The 18,490-nt window shown below is 29.9% G+C and carries 16 protein-coding genes; 11 read left to right on the top strand and 5 right to left on the bottom strand.

The window, feature by feature from the left end; genetic code table 11:
* Nucleotides 1-29 precede the first annotated feature (29 nt).
* From GQ540_RS02300 to GQ540_RS02275, 6 genes are read left to right on the top strand one after another with little or no spacing between them, the layout of a single operon-like run.
* The gene (locus GQ540_RS02300) at nt 30-1,109 is read left to right on the top strand and encodes an efflux RND transporter periplasmic adaptor subunit (RefSeq protein ID WP_291796722.1); all 1,080 of its coding nucleotides are present in this window, start codon (nt 30-32) and stop codon (nt 1,107-1,109) included.
* A 27-nt stretch (nt 1,110-1,136) separates the two neighbouring features.
* Nucleotides 1,137-4,331 carry an efflux RND transporter permease subunit gene (locus tag GQ540_RS02295; RefSeq protein WP_291796720.1) on the top strand — a complete coding sequence of 1,065 codons (3,195 nt, stop codon included), beginning with the start codon at nt 1,137-1,139 and terminating at the stop codon, nt 4,329-4,331.
* 57 nt (nt 4,332-4,388) lie between these two features.
* Nucleotides 4,389-4,694: a hypothetical protein gene (locus GQ540_RS02290; RefSeq protein WP_291796718.1), complete on the top strand. Its 306-nt coding sequence runs from the start codon at nt 4,389-4,391 to the stop codon at nt 4,692-4,694.
* Between the two features lie 11 nt (nt 4,695-4,705).
* Nucleotides 4,706-4,894, top strand: a complete 189-nt coding sequence (locus GQ540_RS02285) for a DUF2892 domain-containing protein (RefSeq protein WP_291796716.1) — start codon at nt 4,706-4,708, stop codon at nt 4,892-4,894.
* Nucleotides 4,895-4,924: 30 nt separating this feature from the next.
* Nucleotides 4,925-5,260 carry a hypothetical protein gene (locus GQ540_RS02280; RefSeq protein WP_291796714.1) on the top strand — a complete coding sequence of 112 codons (336 nt, stop codon included), beginning with the start codon at nt 4,925-4,927 and terminating at the stop codon, nt 5,258-5,260.
* A 39-nt stretch (nt 5,261-5,299) separates the two neighbouring features.
* On the top strand, nt 5,300-7,507 hold the full coding sequence (locus tag GQ540_RS02275; protein WP_291796712.1) for a TonB-dependent receptor: 2,208 nt from the start codon (nt 5,300-5,302) through the stop codon (nt 7,505-7,507).
* Between the two features lie 116 nt (nt 7,508-7,623).
* On the opposite strand, the gene GQ540_RS02270 is transcribed toward GQ540_RS02275, so the two are convergent.
* Nucleotides 7,624-8,256 (bottom strand): DUF5020 family protein, encoded by a 633-nt coding sequence (locus GQ540_RS02270; RefSeq protein WP_291796710.1) that lies wholly within the window; start codon nt 8,254-8,256, stop codon nt 7,624-7,626.
* Nucleotides 8,257-8,763: 507 nt separating this feature from the next.
* On the opposite strand from GQ540_RS02270, the gene GQ540_RS02265 reads away from it, so the two are divergent.
* Genes GQ540_RS02265 through GQ540_RS02250 form a run of 4 tightly spaced genes read left to right on the top strand, consistent with a single transcriptional unit; the run spans nt 8,764 to nt 13,661 of the window.
* Nucleotides 8,764-10,488 (top strand): NAD(P)H-dependent oxidoreductase subunit E, encoded by a 1,725-nt coding sequence (locus GQ540_RS02265; RefSeq protein WP_291796708.1) that lies wholly within the window; start codon nt 8,764-8,766, stop codon nt 10,486-10,488.
* A 16-nt stretch (nt 10,489-10,504) separates the two neighbouring features.
* Complete coding sequence (locus GQ540_RS02260; protein WP_291796706.1) at nt 10,505-11,767, top strand: 2Fe-2S iron-sulfur cluster-binding protein; 1,263 nt, start codon at nt 10,505-10,507, stop codon at nt 11,765-11,767.
* Nucleotides 11,768-11,785: 18 nt separating this feature from the next.
* Nucleotides 11,786-13,237 carry a Ni/Fe hydrogenase subunit alpha gene (locus GQ540_RS02255; RefSeq protein WP_291796704.1) on the top strand — a complete coding sequence of 484 codons (1,452 nt, stop codon included), beginning with the start codon at nt 11,786-11,788 and terminating at the stop codon, nt 13,235-13,237.
* A complete protein-coding gene (locus GQ540_RS02250; RefSeq protein ID WP_291796702.1) occupies nt 13,221-13,661 on the top strand; it encodes a hydrogenase maturation protease in 441 nt (146 codons plus the stop codon). The genes GQ540_RS02255 and GQ540_RS02250 overlap by 17 nt, the downstream gene beginning before the upstream one ends.
* A gap of 29 nt (nt 13,662-13,690) precedes the next feature.
* On the opposite strand, the gene GQ540_RS02245 is transcribed toward GQ540_RS02250, so the two are convergent.
* The 4 genes from GQ540_RS02245 to GQ540_RS02230 form a co-directional block, all read right to left on the bottom strand.
* Nucleotides 13,691-14,062, bottom strand: a complete 372-nt coding sequence (locus GQ540_RS02245) for a hypothetical protein (RefSeq protein ID WP_291796700.1) — start codon at nt 14,060-14,062, stop codon at nt 13,691-13,693.
* Nucleotides 14,063-14,141: 79 nt separating this feature from the next.
* A complete protein-coding gene (lhgO, locus tag GQ540_RS02240; RefSeq protein WP_291796698.1) occupies nt 14,142-15,344 on the bottom strand; it encodes an L-2-hydroxyglutarate oxidase in 1,203 nt (400 codons plus the stop codon).
* On the bottom strand, nt 15,334-16,638 hold the full coding sequence (locus tag GQ540_RS02235; protein ID WP_291796695.1) for an MFS transporter: 1,305 nt from the start codon (nt 16,636-16,638) through the stop codon (nt 15,334-15,336). The genes lhgO and GQ540_RS02235 overlap by 11 nt, the downstream gene beginning before the upstream one ends.
* A 92-nt stretch (nt 16,639-16,730) precedes the next feature.
* A complete protein-coding gene (locus GQ540_RS02230; protein WP_291796692.1) occupies nt 16,731-17,534 on the bottom strand; it encodes a M48 family metallopeptidase in 804 nt (267 codons plus the stop codon).
* Between the two features lie 76 nt (nt 17,535-17,610).
* Between GQ540_RS02230 and GQ540_RS02225 the strand changes: the two genes are divergently transcribed.
* Complete coding sequence (locus GQ540_RS02225; RefSeq protein WP_291796689.1) at nt 17,611-18,489, top strand: alpha/beta hydrolase; 879 nt, start codon at nt 17,611-17,613, stop codon at nt 18,487-18,489.
* Nucleotide 18,490 lies beyond the last annotated feature (1 nt).

Below are 18,490 nucleotides of genomic sequence, written 5' to 3'. Positions count from 1 at the left end.
AAAAATATAAGTTTTAAATAACCAAAAAAATGAAAAATATACTAACAATTATAGCAATTGCAACTCTAATTTTTACAACAAGTTGCGGAAAAGAAAAAACTAAGGTAACTGATACTAGAACTACAGTAAATGTAAAAGTTAATACGCCTTCATCTGAGAGTAACTCTTTTATTTCAGCAAGTGGAAAAATAGAAGCTGTACAAAGCGCAAACATAAGTACTCGTATGATGGGGTTTGTAAACAACATTCACGTAAATGTTGGTGATAAAGTTTCTAAAGGACAATTATTGTTAAGTATTAATAGTACAGATATCTCAGCACAAAAAGCACAAGTTGAAGCTTCAATTACTGAAGCAACTGCTGCATTTAAAAACGCAGAAAAAGATTACAATCGTTTTACTGCTTTGTTTAAAGAAAATAGCGCATCCCAAAAAGAAATGGATGATATTTCAGCAAATTATGAAATGTCTAAAGCTCGCTTAGAAGCTGCTAATCAAATGAAAAATCAAGTTAATGCACAATTATCTTATTCAAATATTAAAGCACCATTTAGTGGTGTTATTACTGGTAAGTTTGTAAATAAAGGCGATATGGCTAATCCAGGAATGCCTTTAATTAGTATAGAAACTCCTGGTAAATATCAAATTATATCAATGATTCCTGAATCTGAAATTACTTCCATAAAAAAAGGTACTAATGTAAGTGTAACTGTGAAATCAACCAATCAATTAGTTACAGGTAAAGTGACTGAAGTTAGTTCTTCAGCTAAAAATACTGGCGGTCAATATTTAGTAAAAGTAGTATTAAATAAAACGGATGTTAAATTACTTTCAGGAATGTTTACTTCAGTTCAATTTCCTATTGAAAAAGATATTAAAGCTAAATCAAATGTGGTTTTAGTACCTCAAAGTGCTTTAATTACACAAGGGCAGTTAACTGGAGTTTACACTATTGGAAATGAAAATGTTGCCATTTTAAGATGGCTAAGAGTTGGAAAAACTTTTGATAATCAAGTAGAAGTTTTATCTGGTTTATCAGCTAACGAACAATACATTGTTTCAGCTGACGGAAAATTGTATAACGGAGCAAAAATTAGTATTCAACACTAATTTTTAGCACCCTTAAAAACTAATAGTATGCAAGAAGGTATATCAGGTAAAGTTGCCAATATTTTTATCAATTCTAAGTTAACCATTCTATTAATGGTTGCATTGATGGCGATTGGTATTTATAGTTCATTTTTAATTCCAAGAGAAGAAGAACCACAAATTATTGTTCCAATGGCCGATGTTTTAGTTGGTTATCCGGGAGCTAGTCCAACAGAAATTGAAAGTAGAGTTGTAAAACCATTAGAGAAAATTATTTCTAATATTAAAGGTGTTCAGCACGTTCACAGTATTGCTATGAGTGGTCAATCTATGATGATTGTTCAGTTTTATGTTGGTGAAAATACCGAAGATTCATATGTGAAATTATACGATGAATTAATGAGACATCAAGGAATGTTTCCTCCAGGTGTTACGCAACCTTTAATAAAAACACGTTCTATTGATGACGTTCCAATGCTTGGACTTACTTTTTGGAGTGAAAATTATGATGATTTCCAAATTCGTCAAATTGCAGAAGAAGTTACTTCTGAAATAGAAAAAGTTAAAGATGTATCTATTACTAAAGTAATTGGTGGTAGAAACCGTCAACTAAAAATTGTTTTAGATAAAGATAAAATGGCTGAAAATGGTGTAGATGCACTTGGTATTATGCAACTAATACAAGTCAATAATAGCAGTTCTCAATCTGGAAGTTTTGTTAAAGGCGACCAAGAATATTTAATTACAACTGGAAAATTTTTAACATCGGCTGATGATGTAAACAATTTAGTAGTAGGCGTTCATAAAAATATGCCGGTATATTTAAAACAGGTTGCTGAAATACAAGATGGCCCTTCAACACCTTCTAGTTATGTATCTTTTGGTTATGGAAAAGATAATGAAAAATTTTCAAAAAACCCAAGTGAATATTCAGCTGTAACACTTTCAGTAGCAAAAGTAAAAGGTGCTGATGCTATGAAAATTTCAGAGAAAATTTTAACAAAGGTTGAGCAATTAAAGCAAAATTTAATTCCTTCAGATGTTAAAGTAGAAGTTACTAGGAATTATGGTGAAACTGCATCTCATAAAGTTGGTGAATTATTATTGCATTTAGGTGTTGCTATTTTAGCCGTAACAATTTTAGTGATGTTAGCTATGGGTTGGCGTGGTGGATTGGTCGTGTTTTTCTCTGTTCCATTAACGTTTGCATTGACATTATTTAGCTATTATTTATTAGGTTATACGTTAAACAGAATTACATTATTCGCATTAGTTTTTGTGGTTGGTATTGTAGTAGATGACAGTATTATTATTGCTGAAAATATGCATAGGCATTTTAAAATGAAACGTTTACCGTTTAAACAAGCGGCTATTTACGCAATAAACGAAGTTGGAAACCCAACTATTTTAGCAACATTTACTGTTATCGCTGCAATTTTACCTATGGCTTTTGTATCTGGAATGATGGGACCATATATGAGTCCAATGCCAATTGGAGCATCCATAGCTATGATACTTTCATTATTTGTTGCTTTAACTGTTACACCTTATTTAGGATATCATTTATTACAAGAAAAAGACAAGCAAAAAAACAACGAGGAAGAAGAAGGTTTAGAATCTGGCTGGATATACAAAATCTACAAAAAAATAGAACAACCTCTTTTAGATAGTAGAAAAAACCGATGGGTAATGTTAAGTATTACAGGAGTTTTATTAGTTGGTTCAGTACTTATGTTCTTTACTAAATCTGTAGCAGTAAAAATGCTTCCTTTTGACAATAAAAATGAGTTTCAAGTGGTAATTGATATGCCCGAAGGAACTACTTTAGAAAGAACTGCAGCTGTTACTAAAGAAATTGCTCAGTACTTATCTACAGTTCCTGAAGTGGTAGATTATCAAAATTATATTGGTACATCTGCTCCAATTACATTTAACGGATTGGTTCGCCATTACGATATTCGTGGAGGAAGTAATATGGCTGATATTCAAGTTAACTTACTACCAAAAGCTGAGCGTGAATTACAAAGTCATGATGTAGCTAAAAAAGTGCGTTCAGAAATTCAAAAAATTTCAAAAAAATACAATGGAAATGTAAAATTAGTTGAAGTTCCACCTGGACCTCCAGTATTATCAACATTGGTTGCTGAAGTATATGGCCCAGATTATAAAGAACAAATTAAAGTTGCATACCAAGTTAAAGAAATATTAGAAAACACGACTGACGTTGTTGATATTGACTGGATGGTTGAAGATGTTCAAATTGAATATAGACTAGAAGTTGACAAAGAAAAAGCAATGCTAAACGGTATTGCACCTCAACAAGTTGTTGGGAATTTAACCTATTTATTAAAAGAATACCCAATCTCTTATTTATACGATGAAAATTCTTTTGATCAAGTTGATATTGTTTTAGCATTAAATGATGCGGAAAAAACTAGTTTACAAGATATTCAGAATATTAAAATAAAAGGAAATCAAGGTAATATGGTTCCAATTAGTGATTTAGTGAGTATTAAACAAGATACTTTACAAAAAACTATTTTTAGAAAAGATCAAAAACAAGTAGTTTACATTACTGCTGATATGGCTGGAGGACTAGAAAGTCCGGTGTATGCAATTTTAGGTATGAAAGAAAAATTGCAAAAAATTAAATTGCCTAAAGGTTATAAATTGAATGAACTGTATATGGAGCAACCTTCAGATGAAAGCGATTTTGCTGTAAAATGGGATGGAGAATGGCAAATTACTCTTGAAGTCTTTCGAGATTTAGGAGCGGCATTTATAATTGTAATTATCATTATTTATATGCTAATTGTAGGTTGGTTCCAAAACTTTAAAACACCCATGGTAATGATGCTTGCAATACCACTTTCACTAGTTGGAATTGTATTAGGCCACTGGTTATTTGATGCGTTTTTTACTGCAACTTCTTTTATTGGAATGATTGCCTTAGCTGGTGTAATGGTTAGGAATTCTGTTTTATTAATTGACTTTATTGAAATTCGTTTAAATGATGGAATACCATTAAAACAAGCCATTATTGATGCTGGTGCTGTAAGAACAACACCAATTTTATTAACAACAGGCGCAGTAGTTATTGGGGCCTCAATTATACTCTTTGATCCAATTTTTCAAGGGTTAGCAATATCATTAGTAGCTGGTGCAATTGTATCAACACTATTAACTTTAATTGTAGTTCCAATGATTTATTATATGACTGAAAAAAAGAAATGGGAAAAATAATTGTTATTTCAGGTTTAATCTCAATCATCAACCTTTTAACTTCTTAAAAAAGAACTTATGAAATTACTAATGATTACAGCTATTGAAGCATTTGAGAACGATATAAAATTTTTGTTAAAAAAATCATCAATACCATGTTTTACATATACCAATGTAAAAGGGTATAGAGATAGAACAGAAGAATCTGTTGGCGACAATTGGTTTGCTAGTGAAATGAACGAAAGCCAATCTATTCTATTTTATGCTTTCGTTAAAAAAGAAAATGCAGATAATTTATTTAGTGCAGTTACTGAATTTAATGAAAAACAAAGAACATCATCAAAGGTACATGTTGTTCTGCTAAATATTGAAAAATCAAATTAAAAATTAAGAATATGAAACAACGAATAATTAGAGCATTTGCAGGAACATTTATACTAATTAGCTTATTATTAGCTATAAAATTGAACAACTTAAATTGGTTATGGGTAACTGCTTTTGTAGGAGCAAATTTATTACAATCATCCATTACTAAATGGTGTTTACTTGAAGTTATTTTGGGAAAATTAGGTGTTAAAGATTAAGTTAATTTTTGTAATTTTACAGCTTAATATATGTCAAAAATTAAGCTACATATTAGTCAATTTATTTCAATTGTTTTAATTGCAGTTGTATTGCTTCCTTTTGGTGTACAATTTGTACACTCATTTACAACGCATGAACATTCAATTTGTCATGAGCAAAATAAAACTCATTTTGACACTCATGAAATTGACTGTTCTGTTTTACATTTTAAAATAGATACTAATTCTATTGATTTTTATTCAAGCATTCCATCAGCTTCAACTACCATAGTTGAAGAAAAAATATATCCTACAAAAAATCAAATAACTTCTTTAAATCTTCATTTTAAATCATCTAGAGCACCTCCTGTTTTATTGTTTATATAACTATTTATTCAAAAACTCATTAACAATAAACACATTAAAATGAAATTATACCTATCAATATTATTTATTGGTTTTTCTTTTATTTCCTATTCTCAAAATATAATATCAGGAAAAATAACAGACCTAAAAAACAACCCATTATTTGGTGTAGAAGTTTACATTGAAGATCTTCATAAAGGAACTTCAACAAATGAAGAAGGATTATACCAACTACAAAATTTACCAAATACACCTATTAAAATAACCATAGCTTTTATAGGATACGCAACTGAGACTAAAATTATTAGTCTTCAAAATAAAAAAACAACACTAAACTTTAGTTTAGAAGAAGCTGTTTTTAAAATGGATGAAATAATTGTTTCAACCGCCTTCAATAAATTACAATCGCAAAACGTAATGAAAGTTGATTATGAAAGCATCAAATCATTACAACAAAAAGGAACTTCAACTTTAATTGAGGGTTTGGCAACAATTCCTGGCGTTTCACAAGTTTCAACGGGAACGTCTATTGGAAAACCTGTAATTAGAGGTTTAAGCGGTAATCGTGTTTTGGTTTATTCACAAGGTGTTCGTATTGAAAATCAACAGTTTGGAGATGAACATGGTTTAGGTTTAAATGATGCTGGAGTAGCAAGTGTAGAAGTTATAAAAGGCCCAGCCTCATTACTTTATGGCTCAGATGCTTTGGGTGGAGTTTTATATTTCAATCCAGAAAAATTTGCAGAAGCCAATACTTTATCCTCCAATTTTGAACAAAAATTATTTTCAAATACCTTGGGAAGTAATTCTTCATTAAGCATAAAAACTTCTTCTGAAAATTGGAAATTTATTGGTAGAGGAAGTTATAATACACATTCAGATTATAAGGTTTCAAACGGAAATAGCGTAACAAATACACGTTATAATGAAACCGACTTTAAAACAGGAATTGGGTATCAAAATTCTAAAATTTCAAGTGTTTTAAGATATAATTATAATAAATTAGATTTAGGAATTCCTGAAGAAGGAGTTGCAGAACAAACTACCAATAAAAAAACCACCTACCCAAAACAATCAGTTTTCAATAATTTATTGAGTTTAAACAATATTTACTTTTTTCAAAATTCAAAACTAGCTATAGATCTTGGTTATATTGCTAATGACAGAAGTGAATTTGAAGATAGCGAAATTGCGGTATTACATATGAAATTAAACACCTTTAATTACAATGCAAAATATCATTTTCAAAAATTTGGTAACATTGAATCCATTGTTGGAATTCAAGGAATGCATCAAACTAATAAAAATTTTGGTGAAGAATATTTAATTCCAAATGCAATTACAAATGATGTTGGTATTTTTGGTACTGGTAATTATGAATGGAAAACGAATGTACTTCAAGCAGGTTTACGTTTTGACAAAAGAACTATTTTAACAGAACAATATGGTGTTACTGGAGAAGAAGGTTCTTTTGAAACTATAGATAAAACATACAATAGTTTTAACGCTTCTTTAGGTTATAAAACCAATATAACTGATGACATAATTTTACGAATGAATTTTGCGTCAGGATTTAGAGCACCAAATTTGGCAGAGTTAAGCTCAAACGGAGTTCATGAAGGAACCAATAGATACGAAATTGGAAACAACAATTTAAAAACCGAACAAAATGTTCAAACTGATGTAAATTTAGAATACTACACAAATCATTTTGAATTTTTTATAAATGGTTTTTATAATCATATAAACAATTATATTTATACATCACCTACTGGTGAAATACTAGATAATAATGAAGTTTATAGTTATATTCAAAATAACGCAAATTTATATGGTGGTGAAATTGGTGTGCATTTTCATCCACATCCTTTAGATTGGTTGCATTTTGAAAGTAGCTTTGAAACTGTTACTGGAGAAAAACAAAATGGTGATTATTTACCTTTAATTCCTGCAAATAATTGGAACAATACGATTAGAACTGAATTTGACATTCAAAATTGGTTAACTGATGGCTTTGCTTCTATAAATTTATCTAGTACTTTTAATCAAAATAATGTAAGCGGATTTGAAACTACTTCTAATGGTTATTCTTTAATGAATGTTGGTTTTGGAGGGACGCTAAAAATAGGAAAAACTACTTTTGATATCAATTTAAATGCTACCAATGTATTTGATAAAAGTTACATTTCACATTTATCTCGTTTAAAAGCAGATGAGATTAATAATATTGGAAGAAATATTATTTTAGGGCTAAAATTTAAAATTTAGTGTTTTTAGAATCACTCAAAATATCCTTACTAAAAATCTCTGCATATTAATTGCAGAGATTTTTTTTTGATAACTAAAAGTACTCAGGTCATTCTAAAATCAGAGTACATTCTATTTTAAATATTCCATTTAACGCCTAATGTTGGTCTTACATTAAAGTTAAAATCATAGGCGAAATTATTTGTTAACTCAACTTCACCTCCTACTGAGAAAGTTTTATTTAAATGATACCATAATTGAGGTTCCGATAAAAATACTGTTTTTTCAGACAAATCATTTTCTGTCCATAAATCTGCAAAACCTGAAAAAGTTAATTTATTTTCAACTAAATGTATATACCAAGTACCCGTTACTTGAAAATTTCCTTTACCTGCGCCTGTAAATGCCTTATAACCTGCATACGCTGAAAACCCACATTTTTTATTTCCTTTTGAATAATTAGCTCCAAAAATCAAAGCTTCATTGTAACTAAATGCATTTGTTAATCCACTATTGTATTCAATATGCAAACCAACTGGCATTTTTTCTGTTTTTAAAACGCGTGCTATTTCATAATAGGCAGAACCTATTCCTACGGCTGAATTGTAATCAAAATCTATAAAAATAAATGTGTTACCATATTTATCTATTTTAAATAATTCAAAAGTAGTTGTTAAATGATTTCTTTCAAAATCTTTATGTAATTGAAGATTTTGTGATGTTACAGAAACTGCTACTAAAACAGTAAAAAAAGTAAGTAGTTTTTTCATGAATTTAAGCTAAAAAATTAAGCGGTAAAAATACTTCAAATAACGCTAAATAACCTTATTAATATAATTCAATTTCTAACAATTTACAATCAATATAAGTAAGAGTAATTTTTAGGTCGGCAAATTTTAACAAACTGTATTTACTAAAAAAAATATCAAAAAATAATTTCTTTTTTAGACAAGGTATTTTTATTCATTTTATTTTATATTCATAATTGTTTGATGTTTAATTTGTTAGTGCAAATTTAAAAATCAGTCTATATTTCTTTCAAATTTTTGAAATTCAATAATTTATGTTGATATTTTATGAATTTTGTAAAAATAATACTTCAACAAAAAATCTTATTTACTAAATTCTATCACCCATTTAATCTATTTTATTATTAAAAAATTAATAGTTCCTTAAAATTTATATTTTAACAATAAATCGCATATAAACTCCTGAAAATCAACATTTCAAATTTGTTTTATTTGTAACTTTAGATAAGGAAACTTAATTTTTTTAATATGGAAAGAACAGACCTATTAAACAAACTTTGGGAATTTCAAAATAAGCACGGTTATATTTCAGAAAATGCAATTAAAGAAATAGCCAAAACATTAAAAGTTTCAACTACAGAAATTGAAGGAGTTGTCACTTTTTATCATTTCTTTCACCAACAGCCTACTGGTAAATTTATTATTTATTTAAACAACAGTATTGTCTCAGAATTCAAAGGGTTTCAGCAAATAAAAGCTGCGTTTGAAAAAGAAACAGGTTGTACTTTTGGTGCATACAATGAAAATCCGTTATTCACTCTTTTTGAAACTTCTTGTATTGGATTGAGCGATCAAGAACCTGCCGCTTTAATCAACTTTCAACCTTTTACCAATTTAACACCCAAGAAGGTTGTGAAAATTATTAAACAATTAAAGAATGGTACTCAATTAAACACCATTTCAAGCACTGTTACAAGTAAAATTCAGTATACTCCTACTGATGATAAAACCGTATTTTTTAGAAACTACATACTAGGAAATTCAATAAAAAAATTACAAAACTCAAGTGCTAACAAAATTTTAAACCTCATCTCAAAAGCCAAATTAGCTGGACGTGGTGGCGCCTTTTTTCCAACAGCAAAAAAATGGCAGTATTGCCAAGAAAGTAACAGTACAAAAAAGTTCATTATTTGCAATGCAGATGAAGGTGAACCTGGTACTTTTAAAGATAGAGCACTGTTAGAAAACAATCCAGGATTGATTCTAGAAGGAATGATAATTGCCGCATTTATTACTGGTGCTACAAAAGGTTATATTTACTTACGAGCTGAGTACGCATATTTGCTAGAAAAACTTGAAAGCACACTTCAAGAATTTCATAAAAAAGGGTTCTTAGGTAAAACTATTCTTGGTATTGATAATTTCAATTTTAATATTGAAATACAATTAGGTGCAGGTTCTTATGTTTGTGGTGAAGAAAAAGCACTCATTGAATCTTTAGAAGGCAAACGTGGAGAACCTCGTATTCAAAAGTCTTTTCCAACAGAAGTTGGTTATTTAGGATATTCAACAGTGGTAAATAATGTTGAAACCTTTGCAAAAGCAGCTAGAATAATTGAGCTTGGAAGCAATTTTATTTCTGCTATTGGAACAGAAAAAAGTAAAGGAACAAAATTATTAAGCATCTCGGGAGATGTTGCAAAACCTGGAATCTATGAAATTGAATGGGGAACAACTATTAGAGATTTATTGAAATTATGCGAAGGCCTTTCTCCTTATTATATCCAAATTAGCGGTCCTTCAGGAAGCTGTATCAACAGTTCTGAATTTGATCGAAAAATTTGTAAAGAAGATCTTATTTGTGGTGGTTCTATTATGATTTTTAATAGATCACGCAGTATTCTTCAAATTCAGAAAAACTTTATGAAATTTTTCAAAACAGAATCTTGTGGTGTTTGCACACCTTGTAGAGCTGGAAATCAAATTTTATATGAGAAAATTAAAAAATTTGAGCGTGGATTATGTACTCAAAATGATATTGATGAAATTAAACAATGGGGAACTATTATACAACTTTCCAGTCGTTGTGGATTGGGAAAATCATCTCCAAATTCACTAGTAACGTCTATAGCTAAATTTGAAGATTATTTCAAGCTGAAAATATCTCCACTACATGAAAATCAACATGTTGAATTTGACATGGAAAGTGCTATTCAAGAATACGATAGTATTATTAAAGAAACACAACTGTAGTTCTAAAATAACTAAAATGGAAAATGTATCATTTAATATAGACGGAAGAACTTGTAGTGCTGAAAAAGGTAAAAACCTTATTGAGGCTGCAAAACAAAACGGAATATTTATTCCTTCATTGTGCCACTTCAAACAACAAAATCCTTTGGGAAGTTGCAGAGTTTGCACGGTGAAACTCAATGGACGTGCTACTGCTGGATGCACTATAAATATTGACAAAGGAATGGATATTGAGGTAAATACACCTGAATTACTAGATACTAGAAAAGCTATTTTAGAAATGATGTTTGTAGAAGGAAATCACTTTTGCCCTTCTTGTGAAAAAAGTGGTGATTGTCAAATGCAAAAACTAGGTTACGAAACAGGCATACGGTATACAAGGTTTCCACATTTATTTGTAGAACGATTTATTGATGCCAAGGCTGAAAGAATTGTTGTAAATCAAAACAGATGTATTAAATGTAAACGCTGTTTTGAAGAAATAAAAACCAATGATAGATACCAAGTATTTAATTTTTTAAATAAAGGAAACAAAACAGTTGTTACAGTTGATTATGAACAGGAAGCCAAACTAAGCGAATCTCAAGCCGAATATGCCATGCAAATTTGCCCTACTGGTTCAATTTTAGTTAAAGGAAAATCTGTAAGTAAACCTTTTGGAAATAGAATGTTTGACCAAGGTATTGAAGGAAAAACAATTCCTTTTAACAAAATCAACAAAAACAATAGTAATGGTCAAAAAAAACGTGTCGCAACCACTTCATTGGCTGGTTGTTTTGGTTGCCATATGTCATTATTAGATATAGATTTAGGCTTGGTTGATCTTATTGAAGTAGTAGAATTTAACAAAACACCACTTACAGATATTAAGAAATTTAGCAAACGATGCAATATTGGAATTATTGAAGGCGGTGTTAGTAACACTCATAATTTTGAAGTATTACGAGCCTTTCGAGAAAATTGTGATATTTTAGTTTCAGTTGGGGAATGCGCAATTTGGGGAGGTTTACCTGCACTTAGAAATACCATACCATTAGAAGATTGTTTAAATGAAGCCTATTTAAATTCCTTAACAAGTGAAGAAAATGAATCGGTAATTCCCAATCATGAAGACATTCCAAAAATTTTAGATAAAGTTTATTCCAATCATGAAATTGTAAAAATAGATTATCATATCCCAGGTTGTCCACCAAATTCAAATCATATTTGGAACGTAGTCAAAAATATTTTATTTGAAGAAGAATTAACGATTGCATATCCAGAATTTAAATATGATTAACTGCTAAAATTCTATACAATGAAACCAAAAAAAATCACCATAGATCCTGTTACTCGTGTTGAAGGACACGGAAAAGTAACCATAAAAATTGATGAGAATGGTAAAGTAAGTGATGCTTATTTACATGTTGTAGAATTTAGAGGGTTTGAAAAATTTATTCAAGGACATCCGTACTGGGAAGTACCAATTATTGTACAACGTTTATGCGGAATTTGCCCTGTTAGTCATCATTTGGCTGCTGCAAAAGCCATTGACCAACTAGTTGGGATAGACCCGGAAAATTTATCTCCTACGGCAACTAAACTTCGAAAATTATTACATTACGGACAAGTTTTTCAATCTCATGCATTGCATTTTTTCTATTTAGCTTCACCAGATTTGTTATTTGGAATTGATGCTCCTGTTGAAAAAAGAAACATTGTTGCGGTTGCGACTGAGAATAGAGAGCTTGCAAAAAAAGGAATTTTAATGAGAAAGTTTGGTCAAGAAATTATTACCTCTTTATCTGGTAAAAAAATTCACGGAACTTTAGCTGTTCCAGGTGGTGTTCATAAAGCTTTTACACCCAAACAACTTGAGTATTTCTTAGATGGAAAACAAATTCCAAATATAGATACTATGATTTCTTGGTCTAAAGAAATAATTGATTTTATGAAATCTTTTCATCTTGAAAACAGCGAATGGGTAGATAATTTTGCGGCTTATCCATCAAATCATCTAGGATTGGTAGATAAAGTATCTGGTGCTTTAGAGCTGTATGATGGTCATATTCGATCTATTGATTCTAAAGGAAAAGAGCTTCTCAATATTGAAGATATTGAATATAGAAATCATTTTAAAGAAGGTGTTGAAGCATGGTCGTATTTAAAATTTCCATATATGACCAAATACGGAAGAGAAAAAGGTTGGAACAGAGTTGGACCATTAGCACGTTTAAATACATGTTCTCACATTCCAACACCTCTCGCTGAAATTGAACGCCAACAATTTAAAGCATACACCAAAAATAAACCCAACAATATGACAATGCATACACATTGGGCTCGCTTAATTGAATTGTTACATTGTGCAGAAAATATGAAAGAGCTTTTGTTAGACAAAGATATTATGGGCAATGATTTAGTTAGAAAAGGAACTCCAAGAAACAAAGGAATTGGGATTATTGAAGCTCCTAGAGGTACGCTAATTCACGAATACCATATTGATGATAAAGGCTTAATTACAAAATGTAATTTAATTGTTTCAACTACTTTTAATAATGAAGCAATCAACCAAGGTGTGCGCACAGTATCAGAAAGCATCCTAAATGACAAACCTGAAATTACTGAGCCCATGTTAAACCAAATTGAAATGGCTATTAGAGCTTACGACCCTTGTTTAAGTTGTGCAACGCACGCCTTGGGGCAAATGCCTTTAATTGGCCAATTAGAAGATAACAACGGAAATTTACTCGATGAAAAAATTAGATAATAATACACTTTTTATTGGTATTGGAAACAACACTCGCCAAGACGATGGCCTTGGCTGGTGTTTTCTAGATTTACTAGAGAAAGAAGGGTTTAATACAAATAATTTAATTTACAAATATCAATTAATGGTAGAAGATGCCGATTTAATTTCAAATTATGATACAGTTTTTTTTATTGATGCCTCGAGAAATAATTTAAAACAAGGTTTTTCTATTTCAGAATTAACACCTTCAAAAGAAGTGAATTTTTCAACACATGCTGTGCCTCCAAATCAAATTTTGTATTTATGTGAAACCGTTTATAATAAAAAACCTAAATCATATACATTTGAAATACAAGGATATCATTGGAATATTGAAATAAAGTTGTCTAATGAAGCTCAATTAAATTTAAAAAAAGCTTTAACTTATATTTTAAAACTTTAAATTATTATTGAGACTAACCATGGTGAAAACTAATAGTTATCTAACCACCTTATAGCCGCTTCTTGTGTAGAAAAAACTTCAAATTTATATTTACCCGTTTTCACCAGTTCTTTATATAAAAACGATAAAGCAGTTTCTTTTGGGTTTTCTAAAACTATGGCATCAATTATACAATCATATTTTTCAATAGATTTATAATTTTCTGAAACAATAACTCCTAAATCTTCAAATTCTAAATTCATCTTAGAAGTAGAGGCATCAGTCAAAATTTTTAAAATTCTAGGATATTCTTTATTATTTTTGGTTGATTTTATATATTCAACAATTTCTAGGAGTGTAATTTCACCTTCAAACTTTGTATGAAGAATAGCAGTTTTATAATCAAATTCAGTTAAAATCATTTAAGGGGTAATGATATTTAGTTATAGGTTTATTTAAGCTTTTCAAATTTACAACATACTTTTTAAAAACATATAACTTCTAACAAACAAAAGTAACAATCTCATCAGCAATTGCCAGGCACGATGTTGCAGCTGGTGAAGGAGCATTTAGTACATGAATATTATTATTGTGGTTCATAATTTTAAAATCATCTACCATATTTCCATTAAAATCAATTGCTTGTGCTCTCACACCAGATCTTGCAGATTGGACGTCGTTTTCAGTAATACTTGGCATCATTTTTTGAAGTTCTTTTACAAATAAACGTTTAGAAAAAGCACGTTTATATTCATCAATTCCTTTACGCCAATGCTTACTAAATAATTTCCAAGTACCTTTAAAAGTCAATGCTTCAAAAGTGTCTCTAAAACTAAAACTTATACGTTTATAGCCCTCACGCTTAAAAGAAAATACTGCATTTGGCCCACATTCTATACTACCATCTATCATTCTTGTAAAATGAACTCCTAAAAAAGGAAATTTTGGATTGGGAACTGGATATACTAAGTTTTTAACTTTATGAGCTGCTTCAGGCTTTAATTCAAAATAATCACCTCTAAAACCTACAATATGCAAGTCTAATTTTAAATCGTCTTTTTCAGCTATTCTATCTGACTGTAAACCTGTACAAAATATTACTTTTTTTGAAGTTAATTCACCTTTTGAAGTTTGAAGAATAGTGTGATTTTTATTTGAAAATACTTTTAAAACTTTACAAGAAGCTATTAAATTACTTTTAGGATTTATTAGATGAATTTGATGGATAAACTCTTTAGAAACTGCTACATAATCAATAATTCCGGCTGTTGGTACCCAAATTGCTTTTAGGCCTTCAATACAAGGCTCTTTTTCTTTTATTTCTTCCGAAGACAAAAAACAAATACCATCAGTCTGGTTTTCAATTCCTTTCTTAAAAATTTCATCTAAAATTGGTAGTTCATCTTCTGTAGTTGCAACAATTACTTTCCCACAAACATCATGATTTACATTAAACTTTTTAGCAAAATTAATAAGTTGTTCACTTCCATTTTTACAGTTTAAAGCTTTAAAAGAACCTGGCTTATAATAAATACCAGAATGCATTACACCTGAATTCCGTCCTGTTTGATGCAAACCAACTTCATCTTCTTTTTCTAAAACTGCTATAGATTTTTTAGGGAATTTTAATTGTAATTTATACGCAGTTGCTAAGCCAACTATACCAGCACCTACTACAATAAAATCGTATTTTTTATTTAACATATTTTGAACCTTTCATAAAGCTTAAGACAATAAATCCTGCAATAAAAAAGATAGCTAAAATTAATATAAATAAACGTAAAGAACTTGTAAACGATGTTACAATACCGGCTAATGTCATTCCAAATACAATGGCTATTTTCTCTGTCACATCATAAAAACTAAAATAAGTTGCGTGATCTTGAGTTGTATCAGGTATTAATTTTGAATACGTTGAACGAGACAATGTTTGAATAGCTCCCAACACCAAACCAATAAAACCACCCAAAGCATAAAATTTTAAATACACATTTGGGTCTTCTCTATGCAATGTATATGCGCCCATACAAGCAACACTCCAAATTAAAACTGTGATTTTCAAAGCCTTAATATTCCCTATTTTTTCAGATAACCTTGAAAATACAAATGCTCCTAAAACACCAACTAATTGAATTAGTAAAATAGTAATAATCAAATTACTTGTTTCTAAACCTAAGTCTTTTATTCCAAACACTGAAGCCAGCAGTATAACTGTCTGAACCCCTATACTGTATAAGAAAAATGAAATTAATAAAATTTTCAATTGACTCTGAGTTTTTATTTCTTTAAGCACTATTTTTAATTCTCTATAACCTTTGAAAATAAAATCTCTTTCTGGTTTTCTTTTAAAGGGATTGTTAGGTAAACGGCTAAATGTAACTTGAGCAAAACCTAACCACCAAATACCTACAGTAAGAAATGAAATTCTAGCAGGAAATGTTGAATCTATAATACCATACCATTCAGGCTTCATAACCATAGATAAATTAAATCCTAACAATAAAATTGAGCCTATATAACCAAGCATAAATCCTTTTGCACTAACTCTATCATGGTCTTTTGGTTCAGCAACTTCAGGTAAATAAGCATTGTAAAAAACAATACTTCCCCAAAAACCAATGCTAGCCAAGATGGTAAAAATAATTCCTACCCAAATATTCTCCTTCCCTGTAAAAAAGTAAAGTGACATTACTGAAAATGAACCTAAAAAACAGAAAAATTGCATAAAGCGCTTTTTGTTCCCTGTATAATCTGCAATTGCTGAAAGTATTGGCGATAAAAATGCAACTACTAAAAATGAGAAGCCTAAAGCATACGAATATAAAGTAGTATTATGCCATTCTGTTCCTAAAAACTGAACTATTCCACCCTCTGAGCTTGTTACAGATTCATAATAAATTGGAAAAACTGCTGTTCCAATTACTAATGAGTATACTGAGTTTGCCCAATCGTAAAATGCCCAACCATTAATCAATTTTTTGTCGCCTTTTTTTAACATAATTTTCTAAATAAAAACCGTTCTCAAACGTGAGAACGGTTTACAATATACTATAATTATTTGTTATTTAAAAAACGGTGATTGACTTAAATCTATTGTGTATTATATTTATTAGCTAAACTTATAGCTGTTGGTAAATAATTCTTCAAGTTTTGAATTCTTGTTTGGTTAGATGGATGCGTACTTAAAAATTCAGGTGGTGTATTTCCACCTGCTCTTTCACTCATTCTAATCCAAACATTTATGGCTTCTTCTGGTTTATAACCAGCCATAATCATAAAAACCATTCCCAATTTATCCGCTTCAGTTTCATGAGTTCTGCTATAAGCTAACATTCCAACTGTTGAACCAACTCCATAAATTGTATTCCAAAGAGCACGTGTTTTTGGATCTTTATTATTTGTTCCTATAGCAACAGCAATACCCCCTAATTGTTGTCCATAAGCACTTGTCATACGTTCCTGACCATGTTTTGCAAAAGCATGAGCAACTTCATGTCCCATTACGGCTGCAATACCATCTCTATTATCACATATTGGTAAAATACCTGTATAAAAAACTACTTTACCTCCAGGCATACACCAAGCATTTACATTAGAATCTTCAATTAAATTAAACTCCCAACGGTAACTATTGGCTTCACTTACCATACCATTTGCACGCATGAATTTATCTACAGCTTTTGAAATATTTAAACCTACAGACTGAATTTCATTCGTCATTTTAATATTTCTAGAAACCTTATTCTCTTTTAAAAACCCTTCATATTGAGCAAAACTGGCAGGTAATATTTGAGCATCGCTAACTACATTAATTCTTTTACGACCCGTAATTGGTACGGTACTACAGCTTACTATAAATAAGAAAACGATGGCTAATGATATTATTTTTTTCATTTTTTAGTTATTTTTAATTGTTGCACTAATTATAAAGTTACAAATTCTATCTTTATGCGCAAATATATATGATAATATGAACAAATTGAATGGTAAAGAACTTTTACCTCAAAATAATATTCCTAAAGTTCCTTCTTCAATACTACTCGTTGGAAAAATATTACAATTTATTTCACCTAGTTTAGCTACAATATTTGCCGTTAAGTTATTTAAAACACCCATAAAGTTTAAAACACCAGAACGTGAAAAATTAATGGCTAAAAGTGCAAAAAAAGAACTTCTATATATTCCTGAATTAAATAAAAAGTTAATGGTTTATTCTTATGGTTATTCAAAAAGAAAAGTTTTATTAATTCATGGTTGGGCTGGCAGAGGAACACAATTGTTTAAAATTGCAGATAAGTTATTAGAAAATGGCTTTATGACTATCAGTTTTGATGGCCCAGCTCACGGTAAATCAACTGGAAAAACGACTATGATGAATGAATTTGTTATAGCAACAGAATTAATTGAATCTACATACGGTCCTTTTGAATTTGCTATTGGTCATTCATTAGGCGGAATGGCTGTTTTAAATAGTGTAAAAAAAGGCTTACAGCTTAAAAAAGTAGTTACTATTGGTGCTGGAGATGTTATTACTGATATTATTACAGACTTTGTAAAAAAAATAGAACTAAAGCCTAAAATGGTTGGTAAAATAAAAAAATATTTTTACAATAAATTTGGAAAAGATATTGATGATTATTCAGCAAGTAATTCTGCAAAAAACGTACAAATTCCTACACTAGTAATTCACGATACTGAAGATATAGATGTACCTGTTAGTTGCGCATACAATATTCGACAAAACTTAAAACAAGGTGAACTTTTAATTACAAATGGTTTAGGCCACAGACGTATTTTAAAAGATAACCAAGTAATAAGTAGAATTATTGAATTTATACAAAGAAATTAAC

Source organism: Lutibacter sp., assembly GCF_013139515.1.
In the GTDB taxonomy this organism is placed as follows: Bacteria; Bacteroidota; Bacteroidia; order Flavobacteriales; family Flavobacteriaceae; genus Lutibacter.
This window is presented reverse-complemented; position numbering and strand designations above follow the sequence as displayed.